General features: G+C 40.2%; 15 protein-coding genes. 7 read left to right on the top strand and 8 right to left on the bottom strand.

Going from position 1 to position 18,137, the window contains the following annotated elements:
- Nucleotides 1–221 precede the first annotated feature (221 nt).
- Both AC1ECF_RS14735 and AC1ECF_RS14730 read left to right on the top strand, forming a co-directional pair.
- Entirely contained in the window at nt 222–1,673 is a 1,452-nt protein-coding gene (locus tag AC1ECF_RS14735; RefSeq protein WP_480390185.1) for an S-layer homology domain-containing protein, read from the top strand.
- Nucleotides 1,674–1,688: 15 nt separating this feature from the next.
- Nucleotides 1,689–3,938 carry an S-layer homology domain-containing protein gene (locus tag AC1ECF_RS14730; RefSeq protein WP_480390184.1) on the top strand — a complete coding sequence of 750 codons (2,250 nt, stop codon included), beginning with the start codon at nt 1,689–1,691 and terminating at the stop codon, nt 3,936–3,938.
- 189 nt (nt 3,939–4,127) lie between these two features.
- Here AC1ECF_RS14730 and AC1ECF_RS14725 read toward each other — a convergent pair whose 3' ends face one another.
- Together AC1ECF_RS14725 and AC1ECF_RS14720 are read right to left on the bottom strand one after the other, a co-directional pair.
- Nucleotides 4,128–5,471: a GntP family permease gene (locus tag AC1ECF_RS14725; RefSeq protein WP_480390183.1), complete on the bottom strand. Its 1,344-nt coding sequence runs from the start codon at nt 5,469–5,471 to the stop codon at nt 4,128–4,130.
- 4 nt (nt 5,472–5,475) lie between these two features.
- The gene (locus AC1ECF_RS14720) at nt 5,476–6,606 is read right to left on the bottom strand and encodes a glycerate kinase (protein WP_480390182.1); all 1,131 of its coding nucleotides are present in this window, start codon (nt 6,604–6,606) and stop codon (nt 5,476–5,478) included.
- Between the two features lie 127 nt (nt 6,607–6,733).
- Here AC1ECF_RS14720 and AC1ECF_RS14715 point away from each other — a divergent pair, with 127 nt between their 5' ends.
- Nucleotides 6,734–7,810 carry a CdaR family transcriptional regulator gene (locus AC1ECF_RS14715; RefSeq protein ID WP_480390181.1) on the top strand — a complete coding sequence of 359 codons (1,077 nt, stop codon included), beginning with the start codon at nt 6,734–6,736 and terminating at the stop codon, nt 7,808–7,810.
- 521 nt (nt 7,811–8,331) lie between these two features.
- On the opposite strand, the gene AC1ECF_RS14710 is transcribed toward AC1ECF_RS14715, so the two are convergent.
- On the bottom strand, nt 8,332–8,817 hold the full coding sequence (locus AC1ECF_RS14710; RefSeq protein ID WP_480390180.1) for a C40 family peptidase: 486 nt from the start codon (nt 8,815–8,817) through the stop codon (nt 8,332–8,334).
- A gap of 300 nt (nt 8,818–9,117) precedes the next feature.
- On the opposite strand from AC1ECF_RS14710, the gene AC1ECF_RS14705 reads away from it, so the two are divergent.
- From AC1ECF_RS14705 to AC1ECF_RS14695, 3 genes are read left to right on the top strand one after another with little or no spacing between them, the layout of a single operon-like run.
- Nucleotides 9,118–10,521: a YfcC family protein gene (locus tag AC1ECF_RS14705; protein ID WP_480390179.1), complete on the top strand. Its 1,404-nt coding sequence runs from the start codon at nt 9,118–9,120 to the stop codon at nt 10,519–10,521.
- A gap of 18 nt (nt 10,522–10,539) precedes the next feature.
- Nucleotides 10,540–11,709, top strand: coding sequence for a M20 metallopeptidase family protein (locus AC1ECF_RS14700; protein WP_480390178.1), 1,170 nt, complete (start codon nt 10,540–10,542; stop codon nt 11,707–11,709).
- Complete coding sequence (locus AC1ECF_RS14695; RefSeq protein ID WP_480390177.1) at nt 11,699–12,808, top strand: mandelate racemase/muconate lactonizing enzyme family protein; 1,110 nt, start codon at nt 11,699–11,701, stop codon at nt 12,806–12,808. The genes AC1ECF_RS14700 and AC1ECF_RS14695 overlap by 11 nt, the downstream gene beginning before the upstream one ends.
- A gap of 46 nt (nt 12,809–12,854) precedes the next feature.
- On the opposite strand, the gene AC1ECF_RS14690 is transcribed toward AC1ECF_RS14695, so the two are convergent.
- Both AC1ECF_RS14690 and AC1ECF_RS14685 read right to left on the bottom strand, forming a co-directional pair.
- Nucleotides 12,855–13,019 carry a hypothetical protein gene (locus AC1ECF_RS14690; RefSeq protein WP_480390176.1) on the bottom strand — a complete coding sequence of 55 codons (165 nt, stop codon included), beginning with the start codon at nt 13,017–13,019 and terminating at the stop codon, nt 12,855–12,857.
- A gap of 88 nt (nt 13,020–13,107) precedes the next feature.
- Entirely contained in the window at nt 13,108–14,706 is a 1,599-nt protein-coding gene (locus AC1ECF_RS14685; protein ID WP_480390175.1) for a M20/M25/M40 family metallo-hydrolase, read from the bottom strand.
- A 196-nt stretch (nt 14,707–14,902) separates the two neighbouring features.
- Between AC1ECF_RS14685 and AC1ECF_RS14680 the strand changes: the two genes are divergently transcribed.
- Entirely contained in the window at nt 14,903–15,091 is a 189-nt protein-coding gene (locus AC1ECF_RS14680; protein WP_480390174.1) for a hypothetical protein, read from the top strand.
- Between the two features lie 59 nt (nt 15,092–15,150).
- On the opposite strand, the gene AC1ECF_RS14675 is transcribed toward AC1ECF_RS14680, so the two are convergent.
- The 3 genes from AC1ECF_RS14675 to AC1ECF_RS14665 form a co-directional block, all read right to left on the bottom strand.
- The gene (locus tag AC1ECF_RS14675; protein WP_480390173.1) at nt 15,151–15,912 is read right to left on the bottom strand and encodes a hypothetical protein; all 762 of its coding nucleotides are present in this window, start codon (nt 15,910–15,912) and stop codon (nt 15,151–15,153) included.
- On the bottom strand, nt 15,909–16,484 hold the full coding sequence (locus tag AC1ECF_RS14670) for a hypothetical protein (RefSeq protein ID WP_480390172.1): 576 nt from the start codon (nt 16,482–16,484) through the stop codon (nt 15,909–15,911). The genes AC1ECF_RS14675 and AC1ECF_RS14670 overlap by 4 nt, the downstream gene beginning before the upstream one ends.
- Before the next feature lie 156 nt (nt 16,485–16,640).
- A complete protein-coding gene (locus AC1ECF_RS14665) occupies nt 16,641–18,101 on the bottom strand; it encodes a ribonuclease YeeF family protein (RefSeq protein WP_480390171.1) in 1,461 nt (486 codons plus the stop codon).
- Nucleotides 18,102–18,137 lie beyond the last annotated feature (36 nt).

Genomic DNA, 18,137 nt, shown 5'->3' with positions numbered 1-18,137 from the left:
AAGAAAATCTAACTACTGTTTCTATTTATCGGTATGAAGAAGATGAAAAATACCATGGTGAAAAAATTCACTCTGTCAATCTAACGAAAACCAGACTCATAGCCTTTGGATAAAAATTTCTAAGAGAAGAATGAATGAAGAGATGAAAATTTGGCATGTAAGCACTACTTTACATGCCAATTCCATCCTCAAATCGATGAAACGAGGTAAGAGTAAACAACATGAGAAAATTACAATTCTATTTATCTTTTGCACTTTGTGTAAGTCTATTGTTCCTTGCGCTAGACACAGAAAAAGCCTTTGCAAAGGCTCCAGAATTCCAAGGAGGAGTTCAAAACGAATATACATATGAAGAAGTATTCTTCCTTGCAGGTTACCCTATTAGATTTTCTGGAAAACCTATAGTTACAGAAAGAGAAGCGAAGAATCAGATTACAACAACCTATAAGTTCAATCTTAGTTCAGCCGATGGAGATAAACTAACTAGAAACGTAGTTTATGTTTCTAGTCTAGAAGCACATGCAGATAAAGGACAAACAACCTCCAATACGATAGTTAAAAGTTTTACTGAAAAAATCACGGTAGGAAGTGAAACCTATACTTTAGATGACTATCAATTTTCTAAGGCTTCAATCATTGACAACAGACCAGCGTCTGATTACTACTCTGGCAATATTTCAGGTAGAAAAACATTTATTAAGACAACAAAAGGCACTGGTTCCAACTCTACTAAAGAAACTATCACCATGTTTATGAGTGGAAGAGACATGGGTTATAAAAACTTCTGGGGTGCTACCGAAACTCAGCTAATGGATTACGAAATCATCACTCCGCAAGGAACTGCTTATATTACTAGCAAGGTCTCTGACAGCAAGTCAAAAACGTTGCAATATGAGCCAAATCCTCCTTCTCTTTCAAGCTTTGTAGGAGGGCATTCTGTCATCAACTCTAGCAATATGATTGCAGAATATACGTATGATATTCCCTATTCAAGATATACGTCTTCAAAAGGAAAAATGAATCTTGCACAAGAAAACCTGCCTACTGTAGAACGGTTAATTGTTCCCAAGCTTCGCGACCTTTCTAACCATTGGGCAAAGGACGACATTGAAAAGCTATATTCCTTAGGCATTTTAGACGAATCAAGTCAATTCTTCTCTCCTAACACACCGATGCAAAGATATCAATTTACGGTAGGAGTATTGAAGGCTGTTGACCTTCGAGTATTAGAGCAACCAAAAACAAAAAGAGCTCCTGCAAAGGCAATTTTTGCTGATTTGAATCCGAAAGATCCAGATTATCCTTACATTGAAAGTGCAGTAGAAAAAGGAATCATTTCAGGAGTTAACCCTACTACCTTTGCTCCAAACCAACCAATCAAGCGTGCACAGGCCGTAGCAATACTAGTACGCGCACTCGGCTTAGAAGGAAGAGCACCAAGCCCTGGCTTTAAAACAAGCTATGCGGATGATAAAAAAATCCCTGCATATGCGAAGGATAGTGTCTATGTAGCCACTGAGCTCGGACTAATAAGTGGAGATGAAAAAAACCGCTTTAATCCAAATCAGCCTCTTACGAGAGCACAGGCTTCTGCCATTATTTCACGCTTCTTGAACTTCCTAGAAGCAGATTTAAAACAAAATTACCGTGACGACATGCTCTTTTTTGACTAAGGGGAGGAAATACTAATGAAAGCTACTTTGAGACGCGGTCTACTTCTATCCATATTTTTTCTTTTCCTAACAAGCTCTCTCTCAGTAAGCGCTGCGAATCTTTATAAAGACATCAATAAGAGCTATTGGGCATACAGCTCCATCGAGTGGGCGACTAAAAAAGGAATAACGGCAGGATTCCCGGATGGGACCTTCAAGCCAACCAAAGCTATAACAGAATCTCAGCTAATTTCAGTTTTAACAAAGCAGGATAGTTCCTATAAACGGGTTTCTCCCTATGTTGCAAAGGAAGGGGAAGCAAGCTCTGCAGGATATTATCGTTATTTCAAGAGCAAACAAATCCCTTTAGCAGGCCTCTCTGATTCGAAGCAAAGAAATAAACCAATTACTCGTGGGCAGTTTGCAAAAATTATTGCAGCAGCAGATGGCTATAAGCTTACCGAGAGATATGCCGTGGAATACTTATATAGCCAAGGACTTTCAAATGGAACTAGCGGAAAGAAAACATATGAAGACTTTCAGCCCAAGAGGACACTGACAAGAGCCGATGCAATCGTATTGCTTCAGCGACTTGAAAACAGAGGAGTCTATAAAATCGTAGGAGTAAAAAATGGAAATGTCGCTGACGTGCCAGCTGATTTCCCCGACAATGGAACAATCGTATTTCCTAGCCCAACGAAGCCGGGCACAAACACTCCCCCTGCTACTGGCACCGATTCCCGCGTAGCAGGAGTTGATATAGAAAAGCCAATTTTACTAGCTAATGGTGTGGATTCCAGTTTCATCACCATTTCCCTGAAGGATTGTTACGGCAACCCAATTTCATTTGACCAATCAATTCCACTAGTTGTCCGTTCTACACTAGGAGCATCCATCACGACAGAGAATGGCAGCAAGGTCAATTCTGCTACTACACTTTATTCGGATGGTCCAGATATTACAGCGAACATCACAGCAATCAAATCAAACAAAAACGTAACGGATACAATCTCCTTCACAATCACTGAGGGCAATTATTCTGGTGTCAACATGTCCTGCTATAAGACCCCAGTTAATGTAAAAGTTACGTATGAACCAAAAGCAGAGCTTCGTATTGAACATGAAGTTTATAGTTGGGGCTTCGATAGCTATAGTGACCAAACCATTCAAGTAAAAGCTACAATCGTTCGCCCAGGTGGAGATGTCATTACCGATTACAACGGAAAAGTAAGGTTTACATCCTCACAGTTTAACTTCATTAGCAATGAAGTACAATTTATTAACGGGGTCGCCAGCACTACTGTTCAAAACAATCGTAACAGGGGCTTCGGTCAATATACTGCAACTGTTACACAGGCAGATCCTAGATATAGCTCCATCGTCGGAGCAGTGGTAAATAGACCACAAACACAGGAAGTAGATCTTGGACATCCATTAACCATTGATCACAGCTGTCCGAGAGATTATGAAATAGGTTTTATTATCGATTCCTCTGGCAGTATGAAGCGTAATGATCCTGATCGACTAAGGGTGTCTAAATCACAAGAGATGATTTCCAAGCTCGGTGCAGCCTATAACGTTGGATCACACTTCAACTCGAGCGGCCATTTGCTTGCAACAGGAAATCAGTATACTGTAAGCTCTTCCTTCTATAATGTCACGCAATCTGGCGGAACCAACATTGTGGCTGGCTTAGATATAGCGCTTGATAGGTTCTCTAATAACCAGACACCAAAGGTAGCCATTCTGTTGTCTGATGGAAAATCAAACACAAACAGATTATTAACTCTTTTACAAAAGGCTAGGGATCGTAATGTGACGATTTATACAATAGGCTTAGGCGACAAGAACCAGCTAAATGAGGAATTTTTAGAGCAAGTGGCAGCTACTACTGGAGGAAGCTATTTCCATGTGAAAGATAGCAGGAACATAACTACTGCTTACCAAACAATCATCAATGAAATAACATGTGTAACTCCACCTCCAAGCTGCTCGTATTTCAACCAAGGCTTTATCTCGCCTACCATTAGGCTGACAAGCAATAGTCTATACCTGAATACCTTTATGGATAATAATTGTGGAACGACAGCAAGAGTCATTGTTCGCTTCTCTTCTTTAGAAGGAAATATTGATTACGAGCTGATTGACAGAGGACAAAACTACTTTGCAATTGAAAAAGCAAGCTATGAAATCGCTAACCTTTCCTTATTCTCCGAAGCAAAATTCATCGCCTTCGATGAATACGGCAATGTCATTGGAGAGAAAATTGTAACAATCACCAATTAAAAAGAGGAAAGCCTGAACAAATAAAATAAAAGGACTTACGATTTTCTCTAAAATCGTAAGTCCTTTCTTACTTTCAGCTTAGGTTACTGGCTACCCTTAAACCATTAATGCTAACTGCTTAATTTGAAAAATATTTTATACGAAGGATAGCTATTAATATCTAACTCTGCTTCATCTCTTTTCAAAGCTTTATACGAATATTAGCCATAAAAACATAGTTACAATAATAGTAGTAACACCCTGTAGCAAAGTAGCCATTGTCTGTGCTTTGTAAGCATCTGTTACCTTCATTCCACTGAATTGCGTTACGACCCAGAAATAGCTATCGTTCACATGGCTTACCGTCATAGCACCAGCACCAATTGCCATAACCACAAGTGCTAATGGAAGTGCTCCACTTATATCTAATGTTACAAGCATTGGTGCAACCAAAGTAGAGGTTACGACTAATGCAGTCGTGGAAGAACCTTGAGCCGTCTTAAGCGCTGCTGCTATTAGGAATGGCACTAGCAAGAATAAGGCGCCACTTCCAAAAGCACTTAAGTCCATTCCTTCTAATATAGCCTGAACACCAGATTCTTTGATAACTGTTCCAAACGCTCCCCCAGCACCAGTAATAAGTAGAATAGGTGCTGCCTCTTTTAAACTTTCTCCGATCCATCCAGTTAATGTCGTCTCACTGATTTCAGGAAGAAGCAGGAATGCCGCCAGCACACCAAAGAGTAATGCGACTGTTGGTGAACCTAAAAATTGTAGAAAGTTTGATATCCCTGACTCATCAAGCGTCAGTTTGGCAATTGATCCGATACCTATCAATAAAATCGGTAACACAATCGGTAAGAATGCTTTAAACGTAGAAGGCATTTTTCCAAAGGATTTTATTACCTCCTCGTAATCCAAAGCCTCCTCATGGTCTGCAGGAACATCGATTTTCGTTCCTACCTTTACTGCCCAAATGTATCCCACAAGCACTGCGGGAATAGCAACCAGTAAGCCAACTAAAATAATTGTTCCCAAGTAATCCGTTGCATTAATGTTTCCTGCCGCTGCAATTGGACCCGGAGTCGGTGGCACTAATGTATGAGTTGCATATAGTCCAGTGGAAAGCGCAACTGCCATAGAAGCTACCTTTACTTTTGCACGCTTTGCCAGCGATTTTTTCAAGCTAGATAAAATAACAAATCCTGAGTCGCAAAACACTGGGATGGACACAATATACCCAATCATTGACATTGCAAGCTGCGGGCGCTTCTCCCCAAGAAATCGTAATATTACTTCTGCCATACGGTAAGCCGCACCGGATTTTTCTAAAATAACTCCAATAATCGTTCCAGCCACGATAACGATACCAATGCTTGTCATCAAGCTGCCAAAACCCGTATTGATCGTAGACACTACTGTTAATAACGGCATACCAGAAGCGATCCCTACAAAAAAAGCACTGATTAGTAATGATAAAAATGGATGCACTTTAAATACTGCAGTCGCTAACACGACAAACAAGACGCCGATTAGAATAATCAAAAATAACATGTTTCTACCTCTTTTCCTCTAGAATGGTTTGCAATACTTCCTTCGTGCGTAGTCTTACATAATAGCCTGGGTTGTTCATAGAATCTTCTTTTGAAACAAATCCATCTACCACACTGGCAATCTTCCAAAAATGAGAAGAGAGCAGCTCTTTATCCTCGACCATCCCCGAGATACATATAGTAGGGATTCCAAATTCTTTTGCCAATTTGGCGACTCCGAGTGGCGCTTTCCCAGCCAGTGTCTGACGATCACTTTTTCCTTCGCCCGTTATGACCAAATCAGCATTTTTTAGCTTCTCTTTAAAATGTATTGCTTCCATGACTACATCTATTCCTGGTTTTAATTCGACAGGGAAAAAAGCTAGTAATGCTCCGCCAAGACCCCCTGCCGCTCCTGCCCCAGGACTTTCATGAATACGTATTCCAGTCTTTTCTTCTATTTTATCGCCAAGCGCTACCAGCTTCTGGTCCAACAACGGTACATCCTTTGCAATTACTCCTTTTTGTGGACCAAACACAGCCGTAGCTCCATGGGGTCCTACAAATGGATTATCTACATCGCAAGCCACTGTAAACTTTGATTCTATAATTCTAGAATCGAAGGAAGCTAGATCGATCTCTCCCAACTCCTCCAGTAAAAATTCTCTAGGCTGGATAACCTCTCCTATGGTATTAGAAAACGTAACACCAAGAGCTTGAAGCATTCCTGTGCCACCATCGTTCGTGGCACTGCCTCCAATTCCAATAATAAATTCTCGGTAGCCTTGGTCTAATGCATGTAGAATTAACTCTCCAGTCCCGAAGCTAGAAGCCTTATAAGGATCTCTCTCATCTTCTTTTATCAATGGCAAGCCAGATGCTTTTGCCATCTCAATCACACATGTCTTGCCGTCACCAAGAACCCCATAAGAAGCCTCTATCATTTTCCCTAAAGGATTATGTACCTGGACATTTATCAGCTTTCCTTCTGTCGCTTCTATGAGAGGCTCTAATGTTCCTTCTCCTCCATCTGCTACAGGTAATAGTACAGTTTCTATTTCAGCGTTTACTTCCTTTATTGCCTCAGTCATTTGTACTCCTACCTCTATTGCGGTCAAGGATCCCTTAAAAGAGTCCGGACTAATAACGATTCTCACAGGCTTTCCTCCAATCTATTAAAGCGCTTTCAAAAATTATAGTGCTAATTGCATGAAAATACATTATACTTTTAGTATAAAATTTCTGTATTATAACAGCTTAGTTTTTATACATAGAGGTGGAAATATGCTTACAAAACAATTAGCCCAACAGATTGTAGAACAGACAATGCTGCGGCTTCATCGAAATATAAATGTCATGCAAACAAATGGAGTAATTCTTGCATCTGGAGATCAGCTACGTATTAACAGCATTCATGAAGGAGCAATTGAGGTGGCTCATACGCGGCTCCCTTTACGAATAAATATAGAAAATAATCATCTATTTCCACATTCAAAGCCTGGCATCAACATGCCTATTTTCTTTCAAAAGGAGTTGGTAGGCGTAATTGGCATAACCGGAAATCCTGAGGAGCTCGAGGAGTTTGCGAACCTTGTACAGCTGACAACCGAAATGATGGTTCACCAAGCATTAATAGTCTCCGAGAGAGAGTGGAAAAGAAAACTGCAAGAAATGATTTTCGAGGAATTAATGAGTGGACAGCCACCAAAGAAACTGCTGGTGGAACGCTTAAAGAAGCTAGGGTATAAAAATATCCCACCCTATCATGCTATTATGCTAGAAATAAATCCAGAATCAAGCTCCTACCAAAGCATCCTTCAAGAAATTGATCTGTTGTTTCCCAAAGGCTCTGTGCTAGTGGGACACTACCAAGATAAGGAGCATTTCATCCTAGTCTCCGGCTTATCAAAACAAGCGTTTACTCATATAGTAAATAACTTTATATCCTATATGAGAAAGTATCACGTTTTGCCGATTGGGGTTGGCCAAGAGGTAAACACCTTAGAACAAGTACTATATGCATATAAGACCGCCAAGGTGGCTTTTGTATACGGAAATGAAAAAAATCACATCCGATATTTTGAAGAGGCTGAGCTTTTTTCCTTATTAAAAAGTCGAGAAACAACAGAGGTAGCTCATTTCACAAACCGACTAGTTGGCTCTCTCGATAAAAAGCTCTTACATACCCTGCAATCATACTTTAATACAAATCAACAGCTACAAGCTACCGCTGATGAATTAAACATTCACCGGCACACTCTTTCCTATCGCTTACAGAAAATCAAGGAGATAACTGGCTATGACCCAACCATCTTTCATGATGCACTCCTACTGCAAATCGCGCTTTGGCTATATAAGTAACTCCTAAAGAAATTTCGATTATTCGAGAGTAAACAACTGACCAGGGGGGCTGGGTCATATGAGAGTATGACTCGATTATCCGAGAGTAAATTACCGTTGAACGAGAGTAAATCCTGCTCGAGCGAGAGTAAACCGGCTGAAAGAGAATAAATCGGCTCTATCTGAGAGTAAAGCAGCCTTAATCGAGAGTATTGATCGGCCAATCGAGAGTAAATCCACTCTATCCGAGAGTAAGCTACTAACTAGCTGACCTGGCTCCTCTATACAAGAATATGAATCTCCTAATTGAGAGTAAATCACCGCTGAACGAGAGTAAATCCTCCTCGAGCGAGAGTAAACCGGCTGAACGAGAATAAATCGGCGCTATCCGAGAGTAAAGCAGCCTTAATCGAGAGTATTGACCAGCCAACCGAGAGTAAATCTACTCTATCCGAGAGTAAACTGCTCACCCAGGTCGCCAGGCTCCTCAAGTATTAAAAAACCGTTTCAGCAACATAGCCGAAACGGTTTGAACAGTCATTTTATTTTTTTGCTACTGCAACTGTAGCTACTCTTTTTGCACCTACATACTTTTTACCCCAATAGTATGGGTCGTTTAATTTATCAACACGAACACCTTTGGATGTAGATGCATGGATGAACTTTCCATTACCTATGTACATGCCAACGTGGGAAACACCTTTTCCGGATGTATTGAAAAATACTAAGTCGCCAGTTTGTAAATTAGCTTTTTTCACACTTTTTCCTGTGCTGTACATACCTGCTGCAGTTCTCGGAAGCTTAATTCCATTTTGTTTGTAAACGTAGCCAATATATCCTGAGCAATCAAAGCCTGCCTTCGTTGTTCCACCAAAACGATATTTAATTCCAACTAAATTTTTCGCACTCGATACTATTTCTGTTGATGATACAGATGATGCTTCTGCTGTATTTCCTCCAAATGTTCCCGCGGCTAAAACTAATGACAAACTAAAAATAGTGATGATTTTTTTAAACAAAGAAGTCAAACCGTAAGTTCCCCCATAGATGCGTATTGAAAAATTACCAAAATTTCTCTATACCCATCCTAACACGATATAAACGTAAGTGAGTTTACATTTGTGTAACAAAAAGGTTACAAAGGAATTTTACAGCTCATCTTGTAGTATAAACTACTACCTCCTATTATGAATCTATTTCCTTTCTTGCAGGAAATAGAAGAGATTATCACGTCATTTTAAAATATTCTTACAACTAATTGAATATTTATTCCTTTCTCAGTATAATAAATTAATTAAGAAATAATTGTAAAGAAAAGGAGAATATTAATGGGTAATTCAACGGAAAAGCATGATGAAAAAAAGTTTAAAATCCCTCATGTGTATGTAATTTTATTTTCCTTAATCATCCTTGCAGCTATAGCTACATACATATTACCTGCAGGGGAGTATGAGAGAATTGTAGACGATGCAGGCAGGACGGTAGTCGTTGCGGATACATATGCAGAAACCGAGTCGACACCCGCTGGATTCTGGTCTATCTTCCAAGCCGTTCATAAAGGAATGGTAAATTCTGCTGGTATTATCTTTTATATTTTCATTGTAGGTGGATCCTTTGGAGTCCTTCAAACTACAGGAGCAATTGAAGCAGCAGTAGGATCTATTTCACAAAAACTAAAAGGAAGAGAAATACTGCTCATCCCCATCTTAATGACATTTTTCGCTTTATCTGGAGCAATGCTTGGTCTAGCGGAAGAAACTATTCCTTACATAACTATTTTAGTTCCATTGATGTTGCTTATTGGTTATGATTCCATGGTTGGTGCGGCCGTCGTATTGGTAGGTACTTCTGCAGGATTTACAGCAGCGTTTTTAAACCCCTTTACAGTGGGTGTAGCACAAGGTATTGCCGAGATTCCTATATTCTCTGGAATGACTCTACGTATTATCTTTTTTGTCGTTTTCCTAATTATTAGCATTTGGTATGTGATGAGATATGCGAATAAAATAAAGAAAGATCCTAAGAAAAGTATTATGTATGGTGAAAAACAAGAAGATGATTTTATTATTCCTGATAAAATCGCAACACTTACTGGACGCCATAAGATTATCTTCGCTATCCTCCTAGGAACACTAGTAACGTTAGCCTTTGGAGTAATCAAATTCGGCTGGTATCTATCAGAAATTGCAGGTCTCTTCTTACTTATGGGGATTTTAATAGGGTTAGTCGGAAAGATGAACTTCAGTCAGATTTCCGAGTCCTTCATTAAAGGCTGTAGTGTACTGGTGATGGGAGCACTTGTAGTCGGTGTGGCAAATGGTATACTCGTTGTTTTGCAAGACGGTAAGATTATGGATACGATCTTACATGCCTTTTCCTCTACAATCGGTGAAATGCCTGCTGTGTTAGCGGCTTTCGGTATGTATATTGTTCAGTGTCTATTAAACTTCATTATCCCTTCTGGAAGTGGCCAGGCAGCTCTAACCATGCCAATCATGGCTCCATTAGCGGATTTAGTTGGCGTTACTCGTCAGACAGCAGTGCTTGCATTCCAATTCGGAGATGGTATTTCCAATATTTTCACACCAACGTCTGGCTACTTTATGGCTGGATTGGCTTTAGCAAAAATTTCATGGGTGAAATGGGTGAAATGGATTTTCCCATTAATCATTATTCAATACACATTAGGAGCTATTTTTGTGACAATCGCTCATTACATTGGTTTTTCTTAAGAAAGGATATGAAGCAACATGAAATTAGGAGACGATTTGAATCAGTGGGTTATCGAACAGCGTCGATACTTACATCAGCATCCAGAGCTTTCTCATCATGAAACGGAAACAAAAGCTTATATTACCGCAAAATTGCATGAACTAGGTATTGAAACGTATACAGTGACTGGCAAAGATGTGATAGGCATTATTAAAGGTGATCATCCTGGTAAAACGGTAGCTATTAGATCAGACATGGATGCCCTTCCGATTCTAGAGGAAACCAGCTTACCTTTTGCTTCTCAAAGCCCAGGTGTTATGCATGCGTGTGGGCACGATGGGCATATGTCTATTCTTCTAGGAGTTGCGAAAATACTAGTAGATAATAAGTCTTCTATACACGGGACCATTCATCTTTTATTTCAACATGCAGAGGAAGAAGTGCCGGGTGGCGCAGTAGAAATCGTTACGGCCAATGGATTAAAGGATATCGAAGCAATATTTGGCTATCATTTGTGGCAGCCTTTGCCAAGCGGACTTATCGGTGTACGCAGTGGCCCAGCAATGGCAGGAATTAATCGGTTTGAAATAAAGATTTATGGGAAGGGTGGACATGGATCGATGCCAGAGCAAACAGTCGATCCAACGCTCGTTATCTCCCATATCATTACACAGCTCCATACGATTATTAGTCGAAGCATTTCAGCAATCGACAATGCCGTACTAAGCGTAGGAGAGCTGAGAGCAGGCACTAACTATAACGTGATTCCAGATACCGCTTATGCTTCTGGCTCTGTTCGTTATTTCAATAAAGAAACCTCCTACCTTATCGAGAAACGAATGGAAGAAATCATCGATGGGGTATGCAAGTCATTTGGCGCAACCTACGAATTTACGTATATACACGGTGATCCACCAGTTTTAAATAATAAAGAACTGACCTCTTTTATTCAAAAGACGGCAATCAACCTTTACGGTGAGGATAAGGTTGTGGAAATCGATCCGATATTAGGTAGCGAGGATTTCTCCTACTATTCACATGAGATTCCAGCAAGCTTTACGTTTATCGGTGTAGGAAAACCAGAAGCTCCTTATGGACACCATCATCCGAAGTTTGATATAGACGAAGATATGCTCCCAGTGGGAGTTGAATTATTTACGAACGGCGTGATTGACTATTTAAAGGAAGCTGCTTCCAATGAAGATTAAATCGCTGGAAGTGTCCGCTATCAGATTGCCCTTAGTGACGCCATTTATCGTAAGCTATCATACCTATAACGACATGCCTTCCATTATCGTTCGTATCGAGACCGAATGTGGAATTACCGGACATGGGGAAGCTACTCCCGATGAGCACGTTACCGGTGAAACATGGGAAAGCACCTATGCCGTGCTTACGAAAACAATTGCACCAGCTCTAATCGGCTGCAATCCTTTTCAAACAGAAAAAATCCATGACCTAATGAACAAGCTCGTATTAGGCGTCCCTTCTGCAAAAGCCGCAATCGACATTGCTTGCTATGACGTAATGGGAAAAGCAACAGGTCAGCCTGTCTACAACCTTTTGGGTGGACAATACCATGATGCTTTAGAGATTCCAAAGGTGATCAGTATCCTTTCGCCCGAGAAGATGGCTACTCAAGCCAAAGAAGCTGTCCGCGAAGGCTATCAAACACTCAAGCTGAAGGTTGGAACAGACCACAAGCTGGACGTCGAGCGAATCAAGGCAGTACGTGAAGCCGTTGGGCCAAGCATTCCTTTAAAGGTAGACGCAAACCAAGGCTGGAAAAACAGCAGCCGCTCCCTTTACGTTCTAGAGAGGATACTCGATGCAGAGATTGACTGGATTGAACAGCCAGTAATAGCGGACGATATAGCGGGTCTTTGGGAAATTAAACAAAAAACCACTATCCCGGTAATGATCGACGAAGGGCTCCATGGTAATAAAGAGTTGAAAGAAGTAATCGAAAAAAGGGCTGCCGACAAGATTAATATCAAGCTCATGAAATGTGGCGGGCTCTATCCAGCTGTTCAGATGGTTCATCAAGCAGAGGCTAGTGGAATCGAATGTCAAATAGGCTCCATGGTCGAGTCGGCAGTTGCATCTGCAGCTGGTCTTCACCTAGCGCTTGCCAAGAAAAATATTCTGAGCAACGAGCTAGTTGGCCCCTTGATGTTTAGCAAGGATATCGCTAACTTAAATTATAACGTTCCCTTCGTCCATTTGACTGACAAGCCAGGGCTTGGGCTCGACATAAATGAAGACACTTTGAAAGAATTAACCTATCTATCAGCTAATATCGAATAAAGATCATGGAGCTTCCATGATCTTTTCTTATGGGCTAAGAGTGGATTCACCATTTCGGTGACCATATTGCAAGTAAATCAGCCGGTTTCACAAGTAAGAAAGCCAATTGTGCAAGTAAAATCAAAGCCAGCGCAAGTATTCTACACCCAAGCGCAAGTAACCGGCTGCCTTCCGCAAGTATTTCCTTTTCATTTCCAAATAACCGCAACAAAATGAGAACTCTCTAACTCTAAATAACTAGTTATACGTCAGTCGATCAAAAAAAGACATCCCACACTGTATATGGGATGTCTTCCTAATTATTTTGTCTCGAAAAAGCTCTTTATTAAAGTTTCCAGCATCACTGGCATTTCAACGAATGCACTGTCTACATGTAAGCGCTCCGTTTTTTGATGCGGGTCTTTACCAAAAGGACCTACGTTTAAAACAGGCCCCTTCAGCTGAGCCATTTCTTTGAACGGAATGCTGTACGTTTCGCCCCATACAGGCGTGTTGCTTTCGAAGGCTGTCCAACCGTTTCCTTCATCCTGGTAATTGACGTAGCTAAAATCGCAAATACCGTTAAAATAGTGAACCTGCTTAACTGTATTGTTAAAGGACTCCGCTGACTTTTTCAATGTTTCCATCGCTTCCACTATCAGCGGGTCGTTGGAAGTATTTACAGCCGGGTAATAAGGTGGAGCGAACAATAGAACGGTAGCTGGCGCTAACTCTTGGCAGGCAATCATCAGATTGTCCACGATTCGTAGAGACTTTTCACGGTCATCCCACTCTTCCTGAGATAGCACCTCTTTCTTTAATGCCTCTACTTTCTCTGCTCCAAGCTTGTTACTAGCATATTCTAGTAGCTGCTCATAGCGTAAAACCTTTACTGGTCCTACTCCCAAAACCTTTTCTCTATCACAGATTACCTTATAGCTTTCATTTAAAGCACTCATTGCTTCGTTAGCCACTCGCTCGAACAGCTCCATGATTTCAAATGCTGATCGTTTGAATAAAAACACATTATATAAGGCTACTGCTCGGTAAGGAGTTTGTGTAGAATAAGACATTTTTAAGTCCTTTTGTTGCAGAGATACTGGAACTGGTGTACTTTCTCCTAAATCAGTTTCGCTGAAAATCGGGTTAAATTCCATGCGCTGTGTTAGATAAGAAGCAATGTAATTGGCAGTGATCCCTTTCATCGGCTCTCCGACATGTGTTTCTTTTCCATAAAATAAAGCAGCAGGCATAATTTTGCCGATAGTTCCAGAGTAGATATACTCGTCTATATCCGTTGGATTTTGTGCAAAGGACGGCTCGCTATTTAAGAAAAGCTTATAATGTAAGCCATATTCTTCACGAATATTTACTAAATGTGGCACAGCAGCACGCATTCCAGCTGAATTTACCTCTTCATCTGGGACAGCTACAAGTAACAGGTTGATTGGCCATTTCTCCATACTTGCCTTTTCTATTAGCTGCATATGAAGGGCAAGTCCCATTTTCATATCCATTGTGCCTCGTCCAAACAAATACTTACCTGTATTCAAATCGGCTCTGGCACTCTCCGGTAATTCTTGAGGATGCTCCATCCAATAGTTTGTTAGCTCCTCTGGGAAATATGCTAGTGGCTCTAGCTCTCCATACTCTTCTGTTTGTACTGTGTCAAAATGGCTAATCATAACGATTGTATCTACAGCAGATGAATGCTTATATAGTCCAGTCACTACCGATCTTCCTAGACCAGCATCATGCATTTGCAATCGACTTGGATGTTTTTGAAAATATTCTAACTCTCTCATTTTATCTATGAGCTTTGGCGCAAACAGTCTCTCCCCTTCTGTTAGCGTTATACTTTTCCAGCTTACTAGCTCACATAAAAGTTTTCTCAGCTTTTCTGATGTATCCCACAGCATGTGATTTCCCCACTCTCCATTTCATTATCTAAAATATAAGTGTTCCTAATAAAGAAGTCAATTTAATTAGAATATTAGTATTTATAATATATAATGAACTGTCTAGAAGTTAAGCATAAATAAATCGAATTACTTTTTATGAATATATTTCCAAAAATAAAACCATATGGTACAATTTTTGAAAGGAGGTGACCATTTGGAGACAAAAAAATATAAATTCTTTTTATCCTTTAAAGGTGGACATAGCTTAGTTTTGGAGACGGACACGGATATCCGAAAGGCAAAAAGGGAATACGCCAATGGAGGAGAATTTATTATTACAGAGAATAACTATACGATTAATCTAGCACAAATTGAAAGAATTCAGGTGAGAACACAACTATGAAATGTCAAATCCCATTATAAAAACGCATATCATCCGATAAAAGATGACATGCGTTTTTATTATTTTACAATCGCTTGTTGTTTTTCCATAACTATTTGGAGCAAGGATAATATAGCTGAAACAATTCCCATATTCGTAGATTGATTGCCCTCTAATAGTTCCACGCCATCCTTGTTCATCATCTTCAATACCCAGTTTCCAGCCGGAGATGTCAATATATGGAGGCCCTCCACCATCCAATCTGTTTCACCCTTATAAAATAGCATCATCCGATGATTGTGTGTTCGTTGTTGAAATGCTTGCTTCAAGGCTGGATTTGCATCGCTTGCCGCCTGCATGTTATTATCCTTTACCCATTTATTGTACTCCCTTGGAGACACATAAACCTTTTCATTCGTGAGTATTTTTCTCTCTTCGACACCAGTAAGCATTCTAGGATAGATGACATTATTCCATGTATCCTCTGAGGCTCCGTGCATATAAAGGGTGAATTCCCCGTTCTCCACTTGCGTACACTCCACCACATTTTGTCTGCTAAAGTAAAAATAACTCTTTTGATTTCCATCCTTTAAGATTTCTACTACTAGATTTGTCCGTGACATAATCCACAATGCACGTTGGAACTGCTCCTCCATCTGTACATCGTTATCCGTGATTTTTAAGAGCTGAAGCTGCTCTAGCTTTTCCCGTGTCTTCTTCCATTCTGGAGATATTTCGTGATGAGCCTTTCCCTCAAAGGGATTGGAGAACCCAATGAGAATATCTGTATCCATTATCTGCATTAAAAAGTAGAGATCCTTGTGTGAAAAACTGGGTATCATTTTTTCCCCTTCTTTCGCTTTTTCTTTGTATATCTTTCCTCCTTCGGTAAACCAAACTGAGGATATATCTGCTTAACTTCCTCTAGATGCTTCCTAATGTAAAAGTACTTGTGAATATGAACAGAAAAAAAGGCAGTAAATACACTTAGAAAAGAAATACATACGATGATGATCATTTCTATAGCGAAGTCAGAATTAGCAAAGGACAAAACTAGTTGCCCAAGCGCGTAGCCGATTCCCCCAATTGCCATCCAACTGACAGATATTCCTTTCTTCTGCTGGAGCTTATGATACGTACCACTATAAATAGCTTTCACATTTAATATGTTTATCCCAATAATTAAAGCTAGGAATAAAATAACCCCACTTATCCATACATAGCTACCAGTGGCATTCATATTTACATAAAGCATTTTCTGTATAGATAAGAAGAATACAAATGTATTAACTATTCCATACACCCCAAAAAAGAGATAATAAGATTTCTCATATTTATAGGGGTTTATTATGTAGAGTAATCCCCATATAGTTATGAGAATTACGGGAATTATAGCCCACCAAATATAACTCATAGAAACTGGATCCCCTATCAGGGGAAAGAGACCAATAAAATATAAAAAGATTAAAAAAAATGTAATGATGTTTGATCTATTTTCTTCCGGTGTTTGAAACCGTAAGTAGGATTTTGTAATTTCGTCTATGTGTTTACTAATCTTCATTCTCTCCTATCATCCAAATAATCCGACTAACTTAGATACGCCACTTTTTATCATTCCTCCGACAGAATCTTTTTTCCCATCCCCATCTGCGTCAAAAATTTTGTAGTCACTTAGCATAGCAGTAGTTATTATACCGATTGCAAAGCCCGCCGCTGCACCTGCCACTACTCCCACAGGTCCACCAAATGTTCCAGCCATGGCTCCAATTTTTGCACCAGCTGCTGCACTAGCGGTCCAAGATGCAGTTGCTACAGCAAGATCACTAACAGCTTCACCTGCAATTTCTCCAACTGTGTCTCCTCTTCTACTACCATGGAATATATTACCTACAAGAGTAGCTCCAGCTCCAATAAAACCTATTTTATTGCCAGCGTATTTAAATGTCTCCTTCACTCTCGTTGCTGCATCTACACGCTTAAAGATTTTTGTATAGTTTGTTGCATTAGCGCCTGTATAAGTTTTCTTTTTCACACCTATAAGCTCAGGTCTATCTAGCTTGATGACAACTCTCGTCTTTCCTTGAGCGGTCACTTTTGTTTCACGTCTTATTCCAAACCCTTGTTTAGCTAGCATCATTTCTTTAAGAGCGGCATATCCAGAATCACTAAAGGTCGCTAACGTAGCTGCTGCAACAATAGGCTCATCCTTCCAATCTGATGCATCCAGACCTATAGCTGATAAAAAAGATGAAGCCATGCCTTCTAAGCCTCCACCTCCAGAGGCTTCCGCATTGTTAGGTGTACATACATCCACATCATTCCCGGTAACACGTGGGTTATTAGCTAATAAATCCGCTTGATAGTTTTTGTAGAATTTTCCAATTAATGTACCACTTTGCGCTTGATTCCACTCGTCTTGCGGGAAATCAACACCTACTAACCCCTCTGCCATTAAAAATTCAATATCGTTGAGCCACGATTTTAAGCTATCGATTCCAACTGCCGCTACTTCTAGTGCAGCAGTTTGATTGGCATCAAAAGCCTCCAAGTCAGTGACTGTTGTATCTCTCTTTTTCTTGGCATTCTTAATTTCACTTTGCACTTCGCTATCATTCAGATGTGGCAGGCCTACGATGTCTGCTACCGTATCCATAATACTATTTGCCTCGTCAGTAAGATTCCCAGTTATAGTAGAAATCTCCGTTAAACCATTTTCTACTTCCCCTTCAAGAAAGCTTTGCTGTATATACCCAGCATCGCTTGGCTCCAGCTGTTGAAGAGAAGCCTTCATATTGCTTAATACGTCTTGGAAAGCAGATTGAAATCCTTGAAAAAATAGGACAAAGGGCAAGTGACAGTCATTATAAAATGCCCTTAGAGCATTTCCTCCTTGCCCTTTTAGCGAATCCTCCAGAGCTACAAATCCATCAATTGCTTGTTGAATAGCCTTCATTTCTCCCTCAAGCTTTGTTAGCCATTCCTTTTCTCTTTGCAGCCCAGCATTAAAAGAACTTACTTGCAATACTTTCACATGAGCACCTCCGGGAAACAGGTTTTAATCCCCTAG

The organism is Psychrobacillus sp. Z3-81 (genome assembly GCF_056620325.1).
The sequence above is the reverse complement of the archived record's forward strand: the minus strand, read 5'-3'. Positions and strand labels throughout refer to the sequence as shown.